At 41.2% G+C, this 15,091-nt stretch carries 15 protein-coding genes and 1 tRNA gene; 11 read left to right on the top strand and 5 right to left on the bottom strand.

Features of this window, described 5'->3' with window-relative positions; genetic code table 11:
- Positions 1-6 precede the first annotated feature (6 nt).
- Entirely contained in the window at positions 7-426 is a 420-nt protein-coding gene (gene ndk / locus AC979_RS02485; RefSeq protein ID WP_049372736.1) for a nucleoside-diphosphate kinase, read from the top strand.
- A 48-nt stretch (positions 427-474) separates the two neighbouring features.
- Here the strand turns inward: ndk and AC979_RS02490 are convergent, their stop codons facing one another.
- The 4 genes from AC979_RS02490 to AC979_RS02505 all read right to left on the bottom strand — a co-directional run bounded on the left by AC979_RS02490 (position 475) and on the right by AC979_RS02505 (position 5,308).
- The gene (locus AC979_RS02490) at positions 475-1,206 is read right to left on the bottom strand and encodes an ABC transporter ATP-binding protein (protein WP_049372737.1); all 732 of its coding nucleotides are present in this window, start codon (positions 1,204-1,206) and stop codon (positions 475-477) included.
- Positions 1,199-2,176, bottom strand: a complete 978-nt coding sequence (locus tag AC979_RS02495) for a FecCD family ABC transporter permease (protein WP_049372738.1) — start codon at positions 2,174-2,176, stop codon at positions 1,199-1,201. The genes AC979_RS02490 and AC979_RS02495 overlap by 8 nt, the downstream gene beginning before the upstream one ends.
- A gap of 350 nt (positions 2,177-2,526) precedes the next feature.
- Positions 2,527-3,312, bottom strand: coding sequence for a helical backbone metal receptor (locus tag AC979_RS02500; protein WP_049372739.1), 786 nt, complete (start codon positions 3,310-3,312; stop codon positions 2,527-2,529).
- 73 nt (positions 3,313-3,385) lie between these two features.
- Positions 3,386-5,308: a TonB-dependent receptor plug domain-containing protein gene (locus tag AC979_RS02505; protein ID WP_049372740.1), complete on the bottom strand. Its 1,923-nt coding sequence runs from the start codon at positions 5,306-5,308 to the stop codon at positions 3,386-3,388.
- A 227-nt stretch (positions 5,309-5,535) separates the two neighbouring features.
- On the opposite strand from AC979_RS02505, the gene glyQ reads away from it, so the two are divergent.
- The 10 genes from glyQ (at position 5,536) to AC979_RS02555 (ending at position 14,278) form a co-directional block, all read left to right on the top strand.
- Entirely contained in the window at positions 5,536-6,444 is a 909-nt protein-coding gene (glyQ, locus tag AC979_RS02510) for a glycine--tRNA ligase subunit alpha (RefSeq protein ID WP_005695296.1), read from the top strand.
- A 51-nt stretch (positions 6,445-6,495) separates the two neighbouring features.
- Positions 6,496-7,146 (top strand): FABP family protein, encoded by a 651-nt coding sequence (locus tag AC979_RS02515; protein ID WP_049372741.1) that lies wholly within the window; start codon positions 6,496-6,498, stop codon positions 7,144-7,146.
- Positions 7,146-7,403, top strand: a complete 258-nt coding sequence (locus AC979_RS02520) for a hypothetical protein (RefSeq protein ID WP_049372742.1) — start codon at positions 7,146-7,148, stop codon at positions 7,401-7,403. The genes AC979_RS02515 and AC979_RS02520 overlap by 1 nt, the downstream gene beginning before the upstream one ends.
- Before the next feature lies 1 nt (position 7,404).
- The gene (locus AC979_RS02525; RefSeq protein WP_049372743.1) at positions 7,405-7,785 is read left to right on the top strand and encodes a hypothetical protein; all 381 of its coding nucleotides are present in this window, start codon (positions 7,405-7,407) and stop codon (positions 7,783-7,785) included.
- Positions 7,785-8,231 (top strand): hypothetical protein, encoded by a 447-nt coding sequence (locus AC979_RS02530; protein WP_049372744.1) that lies wholly within the window; start codon positions 7,785-7,787, stop codon positions 8,229-8,231. Before AC979_RS02525 ends, AC979_RS02530 begins: the two co-directional genes overlap by 1 nt.
- A gap of 9 nt (positions 8,232-8,240) precedes the next feature.
- Positions 8,241-9,506, top strand: a complete 1,266-nt coding sequence (locus AC979_RS02535; RefSeq protein ID WP_049372745.1) for a histidine-type phosphatase — start codon at positions 8,241-8,243, stop codon at positions 9,504-9,506.
- 5 nt (positions 9,507-9,511) lie between these two features.
- Entirely contained in the window at positions 9,512-9,877 is a 366-nt protein-coding gene (locus AC979_RS02540; RefSeq protein ID WP_049372746.1) for an endonuclease domain-containing protein, read from the top strand.
- Positions 9,878-10,155: 278 nt separating this feature from the next.
- Positions 10,156-12,222, top strand: coding sequence for a glycine--tRNA ligase subunit beta (gene glyS / locus AC979_RS02545; protein ID WP_049372747.1), 2,067 nt, complete (start codon positions 10,156-10,158; stop codon positions 12,220-12,222).
- A 90-nt stretch (positions 12,223-12,312) separates the two neighbouring features.
- Positions 12,313-12,389: transfer RNA gene (locus AC979_RS02550), tRNA-Ile, on the top strand.
- A gap of 59 nt (positions 12,390-12,448) precedes the next feature.
- Positions 12,449-14,278, top strand: coding sequence for a monovalent cation:proton antiporter-2 (CPA2) family protein (locus AC979_RS02555; protein WP_049372748.1), 1,830 nt, complete (start codon positions 12,449-12,451; stop codon positions 14,276-14,278).
- Between the two features lie 44 nt (positions 14,279-14,322).
- On the opposite strand, the gene AC979_RS02560 is transcribed toward AC979_RS02555, so the two are convergent.
- Positions 14,323-15,048 carry a 3-deoxy-D-manno-octulosonic acid kinase gene (locus tag AC979_RS02560; RefSeq protein ID WP_049372749.1) on the bottom strand — a complete coding sequence of 242 codons (726 nt, stop codon included), beginning with the start codon at positions 15,046-15,048 and terminating at the stop codon, positions 14,323-14,325.
- Positions 15,049-15,091: the final 43 nt, after the last annotated feature.

A 15,091-nucleotide genomic window follows, 5' to 3' on the forward strand; every position in this document is an offset into this window, starting at 1 on the left:
GATTTTATGGTAGAACGTACTTTTTCGATTATCAAACCCGATGCAGTAAAGCGTCATTTAATTGGTGCTATTTTAGGACGTTTTGAATCACAGGGATTCCGTGTCGTTGCCCTTAAAATGGTGCAATTAACCAAAGAACAAGCGGAAGGTTTCTATGCAGAACATCAAGGTAAACCATTTTTTGACCCATTGGTGGAGTATATGCTCTCTGGTCCAATAGTGGTTTCTGTATTGGAAAAAGAAAATGCCGTGAAAGATTACCGCACTTTGATTGGCACAACGAATCCGGCGGAGGCGGCAGAAGGTACTATCCGTAAAGACTTTGCGTTAAATCAGCGTGAAAACTCCGTTCATGGTTCTGATAGCGTTGAAAGCGCAAAACGAGAAATTGCTTATTTCTTTGTAGATTCAGAAATTCAACCGTAATTCATTTCTATAAAAAAAGCACTTAGTGAATCGCTAAGTGCTTTTATTTTATTGCTTTTCAATTTTTGAGATAGTCTTTTCCAGAGGATCAATTTCAGCCCGAATATGAAAGGCTTTCGCCAAATTTTCCGAATTTAATACAGCTTTCGTTTCACCGACAGCTAACAATTTGCCTTGTTCTAATAGAACAATTTCATCGCAAAATTGATAAGCCAATGAAAGGTGATGAATGGCGACGACACACGTATGTTGTGGTGTGAGTGATTTAAGCTGTTCCATCATATCAATTTGATAATAAGGATCGAGTGGCGCAATCGGCTCATCGACCAATAAAACAGGGGATTCTTTAATACAGCAACGAGCAAGTTGTACACGCGCTTTCTCACCACCTGAAAGTTGTTGAAATGGCTTATTGAGTAAATGCGTTACCGCAAATTTTTCTGAAAACGCTTGAATTTTTGACCGCTCTTTTTCTTTTGGTAAGGGTGTAGCTAAGCCTAAGGCTATCACATCATAAACAGATAAATCCCAATTAATTTGCGTATTTTGTGCAAGGTAAGCAATGTGTTGGCTTTTTTCAGTTGCATTCATTTTGCTTAATGGCTGATTATCAAACCAAATTTCCCCTTGTTTGAGAGGCAAGATACCCGCAATAGTTTTCAATAATGTGGATTTCCCCGCACCATTGGCACCCATGATGCCGATCAATTTACCTGATGGAAGCGTACAGTTGATGTCACTTAAGCAATAGGATTGGGTGAGTTTTTCAATTCTAATCATAGATTTTTCTCTGTTGCGTTAATAACATCCAAATCAAGCAAGGGGCACCGATAAGCGCAGTTAACGTGCCGATGTAAATATGTGAGAACAGCGGTATGTATAAAATCGCTAAATCGGCTAGTAACAGCAATAATGCTCCAATTAATGCACTGGTGAGATAAAGCTGTGACGGGCGAGCTTTCAGTAAAATACGGGCGAAGTGTGGCGCGATTAAGCCGATAAAGCCAATAGTGCCGGTCTGTGGAATGGTCGCCCCAACTAATAAAGCCACACCAAAGGTGCTGATGAAAAAGCTACGTTTTGGATCTACGCCCATGGTACTCGCTGTTTCTTCACCAAAGGTAAGTAAATCTAAGTATCGGCGAGTGTGGTATAAACAAAAAATTCCCGCCAGAACAATCGGGAGTGAAATGAGCAGTGTATCTAATTTCGCCCACATCAATGAGCCTTGTAGCCATCGATAAAGTTCGGCTAATGCCCATGGGCTTTCAGCGTTGGAGAGCAGTAATGCAATTGCTGACCCAAGCAACATATTGACCGCTAAGCCGCTTAGAATCATCATCGTGGTGCCGTAGTTTTTAGCGATCAAATACACGATTAAAAAGCTTAAAAGTGCACCAATCACACCACCAGCTAAGAGCAGTGAAAATGGCACGGCAAAATAATAAAGGATAAATACACTAGCCGCTGTTGCTCCAGCGCTACTGCCGAGTAAGCCTGGACTTGCTAATGGATTTTGGAAAATACCTTGCATCGCATTGCCGGCAATCGCTAGGCTAGCGCCCGTCAATAAAGCTAAACCAATGCGCGGAAAACGAATATCCCACAGTACCATCGAACGCATATCAGTGAGCACACCATCCGCATTTTTAAGATGGGCAAAGTCACCGAGCTGATGATAAATCGCAAAGCCGCTAATCAACAGCAACGCAAGGAAAAGTACGGTATTTAATTTTAGTGTTTTGGTCAATGATCGATTTCCTATGTAATCCAAATATCATTTGTTAATTTGAGTTTGTCGAATCTCCCCTAACCCCTCTTTGCTAAAGAGGGGGATTATAGTGTCGGGATTTATAATTCTGATGTTTTATTTTAATCATTTATACATAAAAGCTGTAAATACATTATCTTGGGCTAATCTAATCATGCAATTTCTCTCTTTAGTAGAGAGGGGGGGATTATAGTGTCAAGATTTATAATTCTGATGTTTTATTCTAATCATTTATACATAAAGACATATAAATATGCCATCTAGGGTTAATTTAATAATGAAATCCCCCTCTTTAGCAAAGAGGGGTTAGGGGAGATTTGTCAGCTACATTATTTTAACTGTTGATAAATCTTCTCCGCCCCTTGCCATACGCCATGATCGAAACAATAGGTATATTTCATCGGGATGCTGACAAGCGGTTGGTTTTTGAAAAAATCTTGCAACATAGGGTGGTGCAGTAATTCGGCTTGTGCATTGTAACCTTGTTTGTCAGTCAGTGAAATGAGCACATTCGGTTGGCTTAAAATCACTTTTTCTAACGAGAAATTTTGTGCGGTAAGTGGTGTTTTTAACGGTGTTAATCCGAGTAAACTTAACAGCACGGGATATTGCGGATAATAACTTTCTACCACACCAGTTTCTGACAAAATCAGTGTATCAGTAAGCGGTCGATTTAAGTGAAAGTTTTGCGATTTGAGTTTTGTTACTAAATCAGCCGCTTTTTGCTCATTACCCAGTTGTTTGCCTAAGTCTAGAATCAACGTAAATAATTCATCTGGCGTTTGTGGGCTGTCGTTAATGGGAATAATCTTCACATTGAGTTTTTTCAGCTCTGCGACTAATTGTGGATAAAAGGTTTCGTTAATCAGAATCGTTTTATCCAAATAGGGCAATAATTCCGTTAATTGCGGTTCTAGTACAGGTTTGTCGGTATTAATTTTATCCAACATCATCAACGGATTTTTTGAATAAGGTGACTGTGCAGCAATTTGTGAAGGCTCAGCCAGTTCAATAAGTAATCTGTCGCTGCAAAGCGTAAGCGAGACAAATTGTTCCGAAGCCTGTGCTGTAAACGGAAGACAAAGTGCGGTTAAAATTAAGCGAGTTTTTTGCATATAGATAATGATACGCTACGTCATCAATAATGTAAAAAGGCGTGCTAAGCACGCCCTTGTTAGTAGGTAATAATTAGAACGATCCTTTCAACCCAACGTAAACATTACGTCCTTCTTGGCCATAGCCAAGTACATTTTCATATTTTTTATTGAATACGTTGTTAAGATTTGCATAAATCGTCAAGCTATCCGCCACTTTATAGTTCACGCCTAAGTTTGCCAAGGTGTAAGATGGCAATTTCACTTTATGCGTGCTGTAGGTCGGTGAATAGTAGGTATCCATGCGTTTACCTGTGTAAGATACATTTACATCCGCACCCAATTTTTCAGTGATTTGGTATGCTAAGCCCGCGTTCGCCAAATGTTTTGGACGACGTGCTAATTCAGCGCCTTTGCTGTCTCGGGTTTGCGTGTAGGTGTAGTTAGCATAAGCAGTTAATGCATCGGTGATTTTACCGTTGTAAGCCACTTCAACACCTTTCACTTTGCTTTTACCTTCAAGGTTTACTGCACGGCTTGCATAAGTGGTAAAGTTGATTACTTCGCTGCTAATCGCGTTTTTCACGTTGCGAGCGAAATAAGTCACATCAAAGCTGTGACGACCATCATTAGTTTCAAATAATAAGCCAACATCGCCACCTAAACTTTTCTCTGGTTGTAAATTCGGGTTGCCGATATAGCGTGCGTTGTAACCGTAATATTCAGTGATCGTTGGGTTTTGAATCGCTGAACCGAAACTTGCGTGTGCTTTCACGTTATTGTGTAAACGGTAAGCGCCTGCGATACGGCCAGTCCATGAGTTTTCATATTCAGAGCTGTCAGTGTAACGACCACTAATATTTAAACTATGATCTGCATCGTGCAATAAGCGATATTCTGCCGCTAAGCTTTTCTCAACAAGTTTTTTATTGCCTGCATTATTAAAATAAGACGAGTTGAAATCTGTTTTTTGATAGTCAGTTAAGAAGCTTAAACCTTGCGTGAGAGTGCCTTCACGATCGAAATTGACATCTAATTGATAGTTCGCATTGAGTTTTTTCGCATCGTAAGCCGATGTGTAGCCAACGGTATCGCTGTCAGTTTTGAGATGGCTTACCCCAACCTTGTGTTTAAGCAATTCATCATCGTTACCCAAGAAACCACTTAATTTGAACAAGGTGTCACGTGTGCGAGTGTAGTGGCCTTTTTCATCTGTTGCGCTGTTATCAAAGTTAGCGGTTTGGCTGCTGTGAGAGGTTAAGAAATCAAAACCTTTTTGATTATCGTCATAGCCAAAACGAAGAGAGGCATTATCACGATGGAATTTATCGCGTTCGTTTGAGCCACCGGTACTTACTGCTGTACCATCTTGCGCGGTGTAGTTAAAGCGGTTTTTGCTGAGTGCCGAAATGCCTTTGGTGTGGTGGCTATCACCATGTAAAGCATAATAGAAATTGTTGTTTGAGCCTGAAAGGGTTAATGAGCCATCTACCGTGCGATTAGAGCCTGTGCCAAAATCGTAATCGACGTTGAAGGTTTTGCCTTTTTCTAAGCCTTTCTTCGTGGTGATATAAATCACACCACCCATCGCATCACTTCCCCAAAGAGCTGATTGCTCCCCGCGCAATACTTCGATGCGGTCAATATTGCTTAATGCTAAGCCACCGAAATCAAAGCCATAACCAGAAACTGGGTTCACTTTCACGCCATCAATAATCACTGCAGTGTGGTTTGCATCCGCACCACGTAAGAATACATTGGTTAGGGTGCCACGACCGCCCGATGCGCTCACGGCTAAACTTGGCACAGTTTTCAATACGTCGCTGACATAAGTTGCATCGCGTTGTGCGAAATCTTTTTCAGTTAAAACAGTAACAGATGAGGCGGTTTGATGAAGGCTAGTTGGGGTGGCTGAGGCAGAATAGACATTAATCACATCTAATTTTGCCACGTCTTCAGCCGCCGCCAATGCTGGAATCGCTAATAAAATCGCTGAAGTAATCACATTTTTTTTCATTGTAAAATCCCTAGGATAAAAGTCTGTATAAAAGCGCTAGCAGTTTACACATTAGACGCTTAGCGCGCAAACTTCTAGCGATGAAAATAACTCATCATCAAAATGAATGAAATTTAAGAGAAATAAAAAATTTAAGGATTTTTCTGACCGCACTTTTTCGCCTTTATCCGCCTTATAGTTTCAAGTATAATGCCTGTATTTTTCATCACATTGTTATTAAAAAAATTATGAGTACAAAATTCAACGTAAAAACATTCCAAGGCATGATTTTAGCCTTGCAAGAATATTGGGCAAATCAAGGCTGTACCGTTGTTCAACCTTTTGATATGGAAGTGGGCGCAGGAACTTCTCACCCAATGACCGCATTACGCGCATTAGGCCCTGAGCCGATGGCATTTGCTTATGTGCAACCTTCACGTCGTCCGACCGATGGTCGTTATGGCGAAAACCCCAACCGTTTACAACATTACTACCAATTCCAAGTGGTGATTAAACCGTCTCCAGATAACATTCAAGAGCTCTATTTAGGTTCACTTGAAATGCTTGGTTTTGATCCAACACAAAATGACATTCGTTTCGTGGAAGATAACTGGGAAAACCCAACCTTAGGGGCTTGGGGTTTAGGCTGGGAAGTGTGGTTAAACGGTATGGAAGTGACCCAATTTACCTATTTCCAACAAGTGGGTGGCTTAGAATGTAAACCCGTAACAGGTGAAGTGACTTATGGTTTAGAGCGCTTAGCAATGTACATTCAAGGCGTAGATTCTGTGTATGACTTAGTTTGGTCTGACGGCCCGCTTGGCAAAACCACTTACGGTGATGTGTTCCATCAAAACGAAGTGGAGCAATCCACGTACAACTTTGAATATGCGGATACTGATTTCTTATTCTACTGCTTTGATCAATACGAAAAAGAAGCAAAAAGCTTATTAGAATTAGAACGTCCGTTACCATTACCGGCTTACGAGCGTATCTTAAAAGCGGCACACAGCTTCAACTTGTTAGATGCACGTAAAGCGATTTCGGTCACAGAACGTCAACGCTATATTTTACGCATTCGTGCATTAACTAAAGGTGTGGCAGAAGCGTATTATGCAAGCCGTGAAGCCTTAGGTTTCCCAGGCTGTAAAAAATAGGCAAAAACAACCGCACTTTAAGCATTAACACAACGATATAAGGAGATGAGCATGAAAGATTTTCAATACCCAGATGATATCTACACGGAAGCAGAAACTGATCCGAATACGCTTGCGAATTTAGGCCCATTGGCTAGATTAGCGGGTGTTTGGGAAGGTAAGCGTGGTGTGGATGTCAACCCGAAAGCAGAAGGGCCAGAAAAAGATCCTTATATCGAACGTTACGAAGCCCATCCAACGGATGCGCAAACCAATGGTCCGCAACTCTATTATGGATTACGCTATCACACCCATATTGTACAACCAGGCGAAGTGGAGACGTTCCACGATCAAGTGGGCTATTGGTTATGGGAGCCTGAAACAGGCAATATTTTATTAACAGGTAGCATTCCACGTGGCCAAACGTTTATTGCTGTCGGTAATGCACCGGCTGATGCGAAAGAGTTTACGGTAAAAGCAGTACGTGGTTCACTAACAAACGGTATTATTTCGAATCCGTTCTTAGAGCGTTCATTTACCACGGAACGTTTTGAAATGACGGTGAAATTCCATGATGATGGCACTTGGTCATATGATCAAACCACAACCATGATTATCCCGAATTATGATGCGCCATTTGAACATCGTGATCGTAACCGCTTAAGCAAAATTGGCGAACCGAAATTGAACCCAACCGCGGCAGCCGAACAAGAAGGTGAATAATGAAACCTATTCTTTATTATGCGGCAGATTGCCCGGATACTGCGCCATTTGTGGCAGAGTTAAAACGCTTAGGCGTGGATTATGAGGCGGTGGAAGTATTATCTTCCATTCCAAATTTGAAACAATGGTTACGCTTGCGTGATCGTCACGCCGCATTTGATAATGCCAAAGCACAAGGCTATGCAGGCTTTCCGGCATTATTGTTGGATGATGATCGCGTTATTTTAGATGAATCCAAATTAAAAGAGATTTTCTAAAATGATGAAAAAAACCTTAGCCTTTGCAACTTCAGCGATGATTTTGACCGCTTGCAGCAATGCACAACCGCAAGCTGAAATACCAACTGTGGGCGGGGAAACCGATGCTCACGGTTGCTTACCCAGTGCGGGCCAATCTTATTCTTATTTGAAAAAAGCCTGTGTACAAGTGTTTGATGTGGCGGATATTAAGTTAGATGATCCCGCCAATAAAACTCAAGCGGTTTACGGTATTATTTCGGAAGATAAGCAACAGGTTGAGGTGTTTGCTTCTGATTTGCCAGAAAACACGATTTTAGATGTGGTAAAAGGCGGCTATGTCTCCAAAGACGGCAAAGTGCGTTTAATGAAAACCAAGAAAAGTTGGAAAATTCGTAAGTAATGAAGAAAGTCAGTTTTTTGCAATTTTTATTTAGCATTGGTGATGACTATTTAATGTTTTTGCGAAATTTAACACCCGCTGTGTTGTTTTTATCACTCGCGTTATTTATGTATTCTGAGCTGAATTGGACACATTGGGCGTGGAGTAATGTGTTAGTGCTGTTTTTAAGTTTGGCTTCAGGATTTATTGCACTCAGCGTCATGGCAATAAATACTGTCTCTTTCGTACGCGAGATGCTGAAAACCTTAAGAACACTAGGCGGAGAGAGCGAACTTGATGAAAATATTGGTACGCTCGCATTATTTAAAATGCTCTGGGTGGAGAGCAACAGTAAACAACTAATCTTTTTTGCGGTAGTCAATATTGTTGCAGTATTTATGGTGTTAGTTTACGGCACCAAATATGCCTTGAATTTTTATAGCTCAATTTCAGCATTAAATGATTAGGTCTCGAATATGAAAAAAATAACCCTAAAATTCACCGCACTTTTGCTTGGCTCAGCTTTAGCAAGTAGTGCGTTTGCAACAGAAAATGGTCAAACTTCCTCAAGTTCTGATTATGAATTAGAGAAAGTATTGATTTTCAGCCGACACGGATTGCGTTCACCAGTGGAAAAAGATCCGCAAGAAATGGCGAAATATTCCCCTTATGAATGGGCAAAATGGAATGTACCATCTGGCTATCTCACTGCAAAAGGGACGGTATTAGAAACCTATTTCGGCCAATATTTAGGGCAATGGCTTGCGGATAAAGGCTTATTAACAACAGATCGTTGTGCATCGGGTGAAGGTATTTTCGCTTATGCGAATGCGGTACAACGCACAGTTGCAACGGGGCAAGCGATTGTGGCAGGTGCTTTTGCTGGATGTAATGTGCAATTACAACATCGTGGTGAAATTGGCTCAGAAAAAGATCCAATTTTTACGACAAAAGTCCACAACCCAAGTAAAGCCTTAATCGAATCAGCAAAAAATAATGTAGATTTAACCGCTTTACAGAAAAAATTAGCGCCAAATTATGCGCTATTGAGTGAAATTATCGATTACAAAAACTCACCAAACTGCTTGCAAAAAGGCGAGTGTGATTTAGGTGGAAAAGTCGGTGAATATAGTATTAAAGACGGCAAGTCGGTCAAGATTACTGGTTCTATCAGCACCGGGAAGAAAATTGTTAGTGCGTTATTGCTCGCGCATTATGTCGGCAAGCCTGATTCAGAAATCGCAAACGGCCGCGTGGATAGTCAAGAAAAATGGCGTGCAATTAACGAAATTAAAAACGAATATTACCGCACGTTATTTAAAAATAACGAACTGTTGGCACAAAATGCCTCATATCCGTTGTTAGCATTTATCCAGCAACAGTTAAATAGCAAAAATAAAATTAGCTTATTAGTTGGACACGATTCGAATATCGTTGCACTGCTTGCCGCACTAGGTGTTGAGCCTTATGAGTTGAATGATTCATTGGAAAATATCCCAATCGGTGGCAAGTTGCTATTTGAAGTGTGGAAGCACAAACCAAGTGGTAAGCTCAAATTTAAGTTGGATTATGTGTATCAAACTACTGAACAGCTGATTAACATCACGCCATTAAGTTTAGCAACACCACCAAACCAAACTGCATTAACGCTCAAAGGCTGTGAAAAAGATGAAAATGGCTTTTGTGATTACGAGCGTTTTCAACAGGTGTTGAGTGAGAGTATTAAGAACGGTAAGAAATAGCGTTCATGCAAGCCTATGAAAAATACTTAAAAGAGAATTCGCAGAAATTGCGAGTGGATCAAACGGATGCGGAAAGAAAATTATGGCAACGCATCAATCGAGATCAATTATTAGGATTTCGATTTAATCGACAAAAGCCACTTTTAAGTTATATCGTTGATTTTTATTGTGCGAAAGCAAAGCTGATTATTGAATTAGACGGTAGTCAGCATTATGAACCTGATTATCAGGAAAAAGACGCATTGCGAGATGCAGAATTAAATTCACTTGGTTTTACGGTGATGCGATTTAACAATGATGAAGTCATGCGTAAAATTGAAGCGGTAGTGGAGCAGATTTATTTGTTTTTAGAGAATGTAACGGCTGATTGAGTATGAGGTTGGATTAACTGGTGCCAAATCTCCCTACCCCTCTTTGCTAAAGAGGGGGATTTCTTGAGTAAATTGATAGTAACTGGCTCATTTACATTTTAATTTCAATAGAGATTAAATTATCTGCTTTCAAAAAACGTTAAAGTAGAACATAAATATTTAACTCTCCAAAGATCCAATCCCCTCTTTAGCAAAGAGGGGTAGGGGAGATTTGGCAGAAGTGATAACGAAGAAAATAAGAATTTAAACCTACAGAATTTTTAAATAAGAGAAACAAAATGACAACCCAAAACTTCCTAGTAGAAATCGGCACGGAAGAGCTGCCACCAAAAGCTCTCAAAACATTAGCGACCTCTTTTGCGGATAACGTTGAGGCGGAATTAAACCAAGCGGGTTTATCATTCGACAAAATCGAATGGTTTGCGGCGCCTCGTCGTTTAGCGGTGAAAGTGTTGAACTTAGCCACACAACAACCGAGCAAAGAAATCGAAAAACGCGGGCCGGCAGTATCTGCAGCCTTTGATGCAGAAGGTAAACCGACCAAAGCGGCAGAAGGTTGGGCGCGTGGTTGTGGGATTACCGTTGACCAAGCAGAACGCATTGCAACTGATAAAGGCGAATGGCTCGTTCATCGTGCAAAAATTGAAGGTCAACCGACCAAAAACTTGCTTAATGACATTGTGGCAAATGCGTTGGCGAAATTGCCAATTCCAAAACCAATGCGTTGGGCAGACAAAACTGTGCAATTTATTCGTCCGGTACACACTGTGACTATGTTGTTAGGTGATGAGTTAATCGAAGGCGAAATTTTAGGTGTGGCAAGTGCTCGCACTATTCGCGGTCACCGTTTCTTAGGCGAGAAAGAATTTGAAATTCAACATGCAGACCAATATCCACAATTATTACGTGAAAAAGGTTCTGTCGTAGCTGATTTCAACGAGCGTAAAGCCGAAATTCTTGCAAAATCTCAAGCAAAAGCGACCGCACTTGGCGGTGTGGCTGATATTGAAGAAAGCCTGCTTGAAGAAGTAACCTCATTGGTGGAATATCCAAACGTATTAGCGGCAAAATTCGAAGAGCGTTTCTTAGCAGTGCCTGCGGAAGCCTTGGTTTACACCATGAAAGGCGACCAAAAATATTTCCCGATTTATGATAAAGACGGCAAATTATTACCGCACTTTATTTTCGTATCGAACATAAACCCTGAAGATCCAACTGCGATTATTGAAGGGAACGAAAAAGTGGTTCGCCCACGTTTAACCGATGCGGAATTCTTCTTCAAAACCGACTTAAAACAAAAACTGGTTGATCGTTTACCACGTTTAGAAACCGTATTGTTCCAACAACAACTCGGTACATTGAAAGACAAAACTGACCGCATTGAGCAACTGGCAGGCGAAATTGCAAAACAAATCGGTGCAGACGAAGCAAAAGCAAAACGTGCGGGATTGCTGTCAAAATGTGACTTAATGACCAACATGGTGTTTGAATTCACCGATACGCAAGGCGTGATGGGCATGCACTATGCCCGTCATGATGGTGAAGATGAAGAAGTTGCAGTGGCATTAAACGAACAATATATGCCACGCTTTGCAGGTGATGAGTTGCCAAAATCGTTGGTGGCAAGTGCGGTTGCTTTAGCGGATAAATTTGACACCTTAACGGGTATCTTCGGCATTGGCCAAGCACCAAAAGGTAGCGCAGACCCATTTGCATTGCGTCGTGCGGCATTAGGTGCGTTACGTATTATCGTAGAGAAAAACTTACCACTTGATCTAGAAGATTTAGTGAAAAAATCAGCCGCACTTTTCGGTGATAAACTCACGAATCAAAATGTGGTTGCTGATGTGGTAGACTTCATGCTCGGCCGTTTCCGTGCATGGTATCAAGATGAAGGCATTGCAGTGGATGTGATTCAAGCGGTATTGGCGCGTCGTCCAACTCGCCCTGCTGATTTTGATGCGCGTGTACGTGCGGTATCACACTTCCGCACTTTAGATTCAGCGGAAGCGTTAGCGGCAGCAAACAAACGTGTAAGCAATATCTTAGCCAAAGCGGATGCTGCAATTGGCGAGATCAATTTGACCGCTTGCGTAGAGCCTGCAGAAAAAGCCCTTGCTGAAGCGGTACTTGCATTACGTACTGAAGTTCAACCGCTTATCGCACAAGGCGATTACACGACAGTATTAGATAAATTAGCGAACTTACGTGCACCAGTAGACAGTTTCTTTGATAACGTAATGGTAAATGCTGAAGATCTAGCATTACGCCAAAACCGCTTAGCGATTTTAAATACGTTACAAGACTTGTTCTTACAAGTGGCGGATATTTCGGTGTTGCAATAATGAATCTAAAAAAGGATGGTCAATTTTCCAACGACCATCCTTTTGTATATAGACTTCAAATGATTATTTCTCTATAATCAACCGCACTTTCCCCCCTTAGCTCAGTCGGTTAGAGCAGGCGACTCATAATCGCTTGGTCACTGGTTCAAGTCCGGTAGGGGGGACCACTTATTGAGATCGCACCGTGCGATCTTTTTTTATATTTAAAATATTTGAGGAGTTAACTATGGCTGCGGAAGGAGCGGGTGATCTCATCCGGGTTGTGGCGCTATTGGGGGCTGCAGTTGTTGCCGTGCCGTTATTTAAACGCATCGGATTAGGTTCTGTACTAGGTTATTTAGCGGCTGGATTAGTTATTGGGCCTTTTGGATTGCATATTATTCATGATCCACAAGCGATTATTCATCTTGCTGAATTTGGCGTCGTGATGTTTTTATTCGTGATTGGGCTTGAAATGAAGCCTTCTCATCTTTGGAGTTTACGTCGTCAGATTTTTGGATTAGGTAGCTTGCAAGTCGTCATTTCTGCGGTACTGATGACTGTTGTTGCGACTCAATTTGGCTTATCTTGGGAAGTCGCTTTTGTTTGTTCATCGGGTTTTGTTTTAACGTCAACAGCAATTGTGATGCAGGTACTTGGGGAACGAAAAGCACTTTCAACAAAACCGGGTCAAAAAATTGTTTCAATTCTATTATTTGAAGACTTGCTGATTGTACCTTTATTAGCGGTGATTACATTCTTATCACCTTTTGAACGTGAATCACAAATCGTTTGGTGGCAATCTGCGCTTATTGCGATGGTGGCATTAGGAGCGTTGGTTTTCATTGGGCGTTTTATTCTAAATCCAGTCTTCAAAATTCTCGCTAACTCTAAAGCACGCGAAGTGATGACTGCGGCTGCACTCTTTGTTGTGTTAGGTGCGGGGTTATTAATGGAAGAAGCCGGGCTTTCGATGGCAATGGGCGCTTTTGTGGCGGGAGTCATGCTATCAGAGTCTTCTTTCCGTCACCAACTTGAAGCCGATATCGAGCCTTTCCGCGGCTTGCTACTTGGTCTTTTCTTCCTTGGTGTGGGAATGTCGTTAAATCTCGATGTGGTTATTGAAAACTGGTCATTGATTTTATTGGGCGTGATTTCTCTCATGCTCACAAAAGGTCTCTGTATTTACTTGGTTGCTCGCGTAGCAAAAAGCTCACATAAAACCGCATTGGAACGAGCATTTTTAATGGCTCAAGGTGGGGAGTTTGCATTTGTCTTATTTGCTGCTGCTACATCAGAAGGCGTGATTGATCAAACCGTGAATGCGAATATGACCGCGATTGTTGTGCTTTCGATGGTGTTTACGCCGATTATATTAATTCTTTATGAAAAACTGATGCCTAAACCGAAGACAGATGATATTCAGCCGGATGAAATTGATGAACAGCATCCAATCTTAATTCTGGGGATGGGGCGTTTCGGCCAAATTGTGAATGATTTACTGCGATTAAGTGGCTACGATACCACCATCGTAGATTTAGATCCTTCCATGATTAAAGGCTTTAATGATTACGGAATAAAATCCTATTTTGGTGATGCTTCTCGTCCAGAATTTTTAATTGCAGCAGGATTGGAAAAGGCTGATTTGCTTGTCGTCGCGATCAATGATCCGGCGCAAGCAAATCAAATCGTCCATTTTGCTCGAGAAATTAATCCTCGCATTAAAATCATCGCACGAGCATTCGATCGTTTTGATACCTTCGCACTATATCAAGCGGGAGCTGATGATGTGATTCGTGAAACCTTTGATTCAGCAGTCCGAGCAGGTAAACGAGCACTTATCAATTTAGGCATGGCTCCTAAAATGGCAAAAGCAGTCAGTCAATATTATTTTGACGCAGATCGCCATGAAGTGGCCTTAATGTCGCAAGTTTATGATCCTGACAAAGGCATATTTAAAAATCCAGCTATGGTTGATATTGCTCGTGAATGCGATCAAAAAATGGCAGAGAATATTCAAGAGATTCTTTTAAGTACTGAGCCTAAGTATGAAGAATTAGAAGAGCATGAAGCTTAAAATGCAACAAACCGCACAAAAGTGCGGTTCGTTTTTTGCTGGTTTTAGTGATTGTAACCTTTCAACAATTCATCCCAATTTTCTTCATTGAATTGAATATTCATTCTGCCGACTTCTTTGATAAAAGAGCGGTGTAATCTTTCCAAGTTGCCTTGTTTCCAAGAATCTCCTGATTTTTGACCGCACTTATCGAAATCAATGAGCCAACATTTTTGTTCATTTCCGAGTTGTTGAACGAGAATATTGTGAGCGTTGAGATCCGTATGGCAAATTTGCAAATCATGTAACTGGCGAATTAATTTGCCGATGGCTTGCCAGATATCATTAGGTAATTGATGAATTTGTAAAAGTGCGGTCAGATCTTGGGCATTTTCGATCTTTTCAATCAAGATATCCGCTTGGTAGCAAATTCCTAATTTGCCTTTTTTAACACGTGCAGCAATCGGTTTGGGTACGGCTACACCTGCTTGATGGAGTTGATTTAGCAGTTGAAATTCTGCCACGCTGCGAGTTTCAGTAAATGATTGAAAACGATAGCGATCTTTGTTGAATTTGCCCCATAAACCACCGCGATAATAATGACGAAGGGCAGTGTTTACCCCAAACAGATCTTTTGTATTCAGGAAATAGGTTGTGCCGCGTCCTTTGGCTGAACCGGTAATACGTTGTTGTTTTTCCCAAAAAGCCGATTCAAAAAATGAAGCAGGCTCTGTTGGTTTTTCCGTGAGATTAAAAAGAAAGAATTGATTATCTTGTTGGAATTCAAGCATTTTAGTTGAACCGAATAATAGAAAATGCCTTCATTCTACTTTA

Source organism: Parahaemophilus parainfluenzae (assembly GCF_001053575.1).
In the GTDB taxonomy this organism is placed as follows: Bacteria; Pseudomonadota; Gammaproteobacteria; order Enterobacterales; family Pasteurellaceae; genus Haemophilus_D; species Haemophilus_D parainfluenzae_S.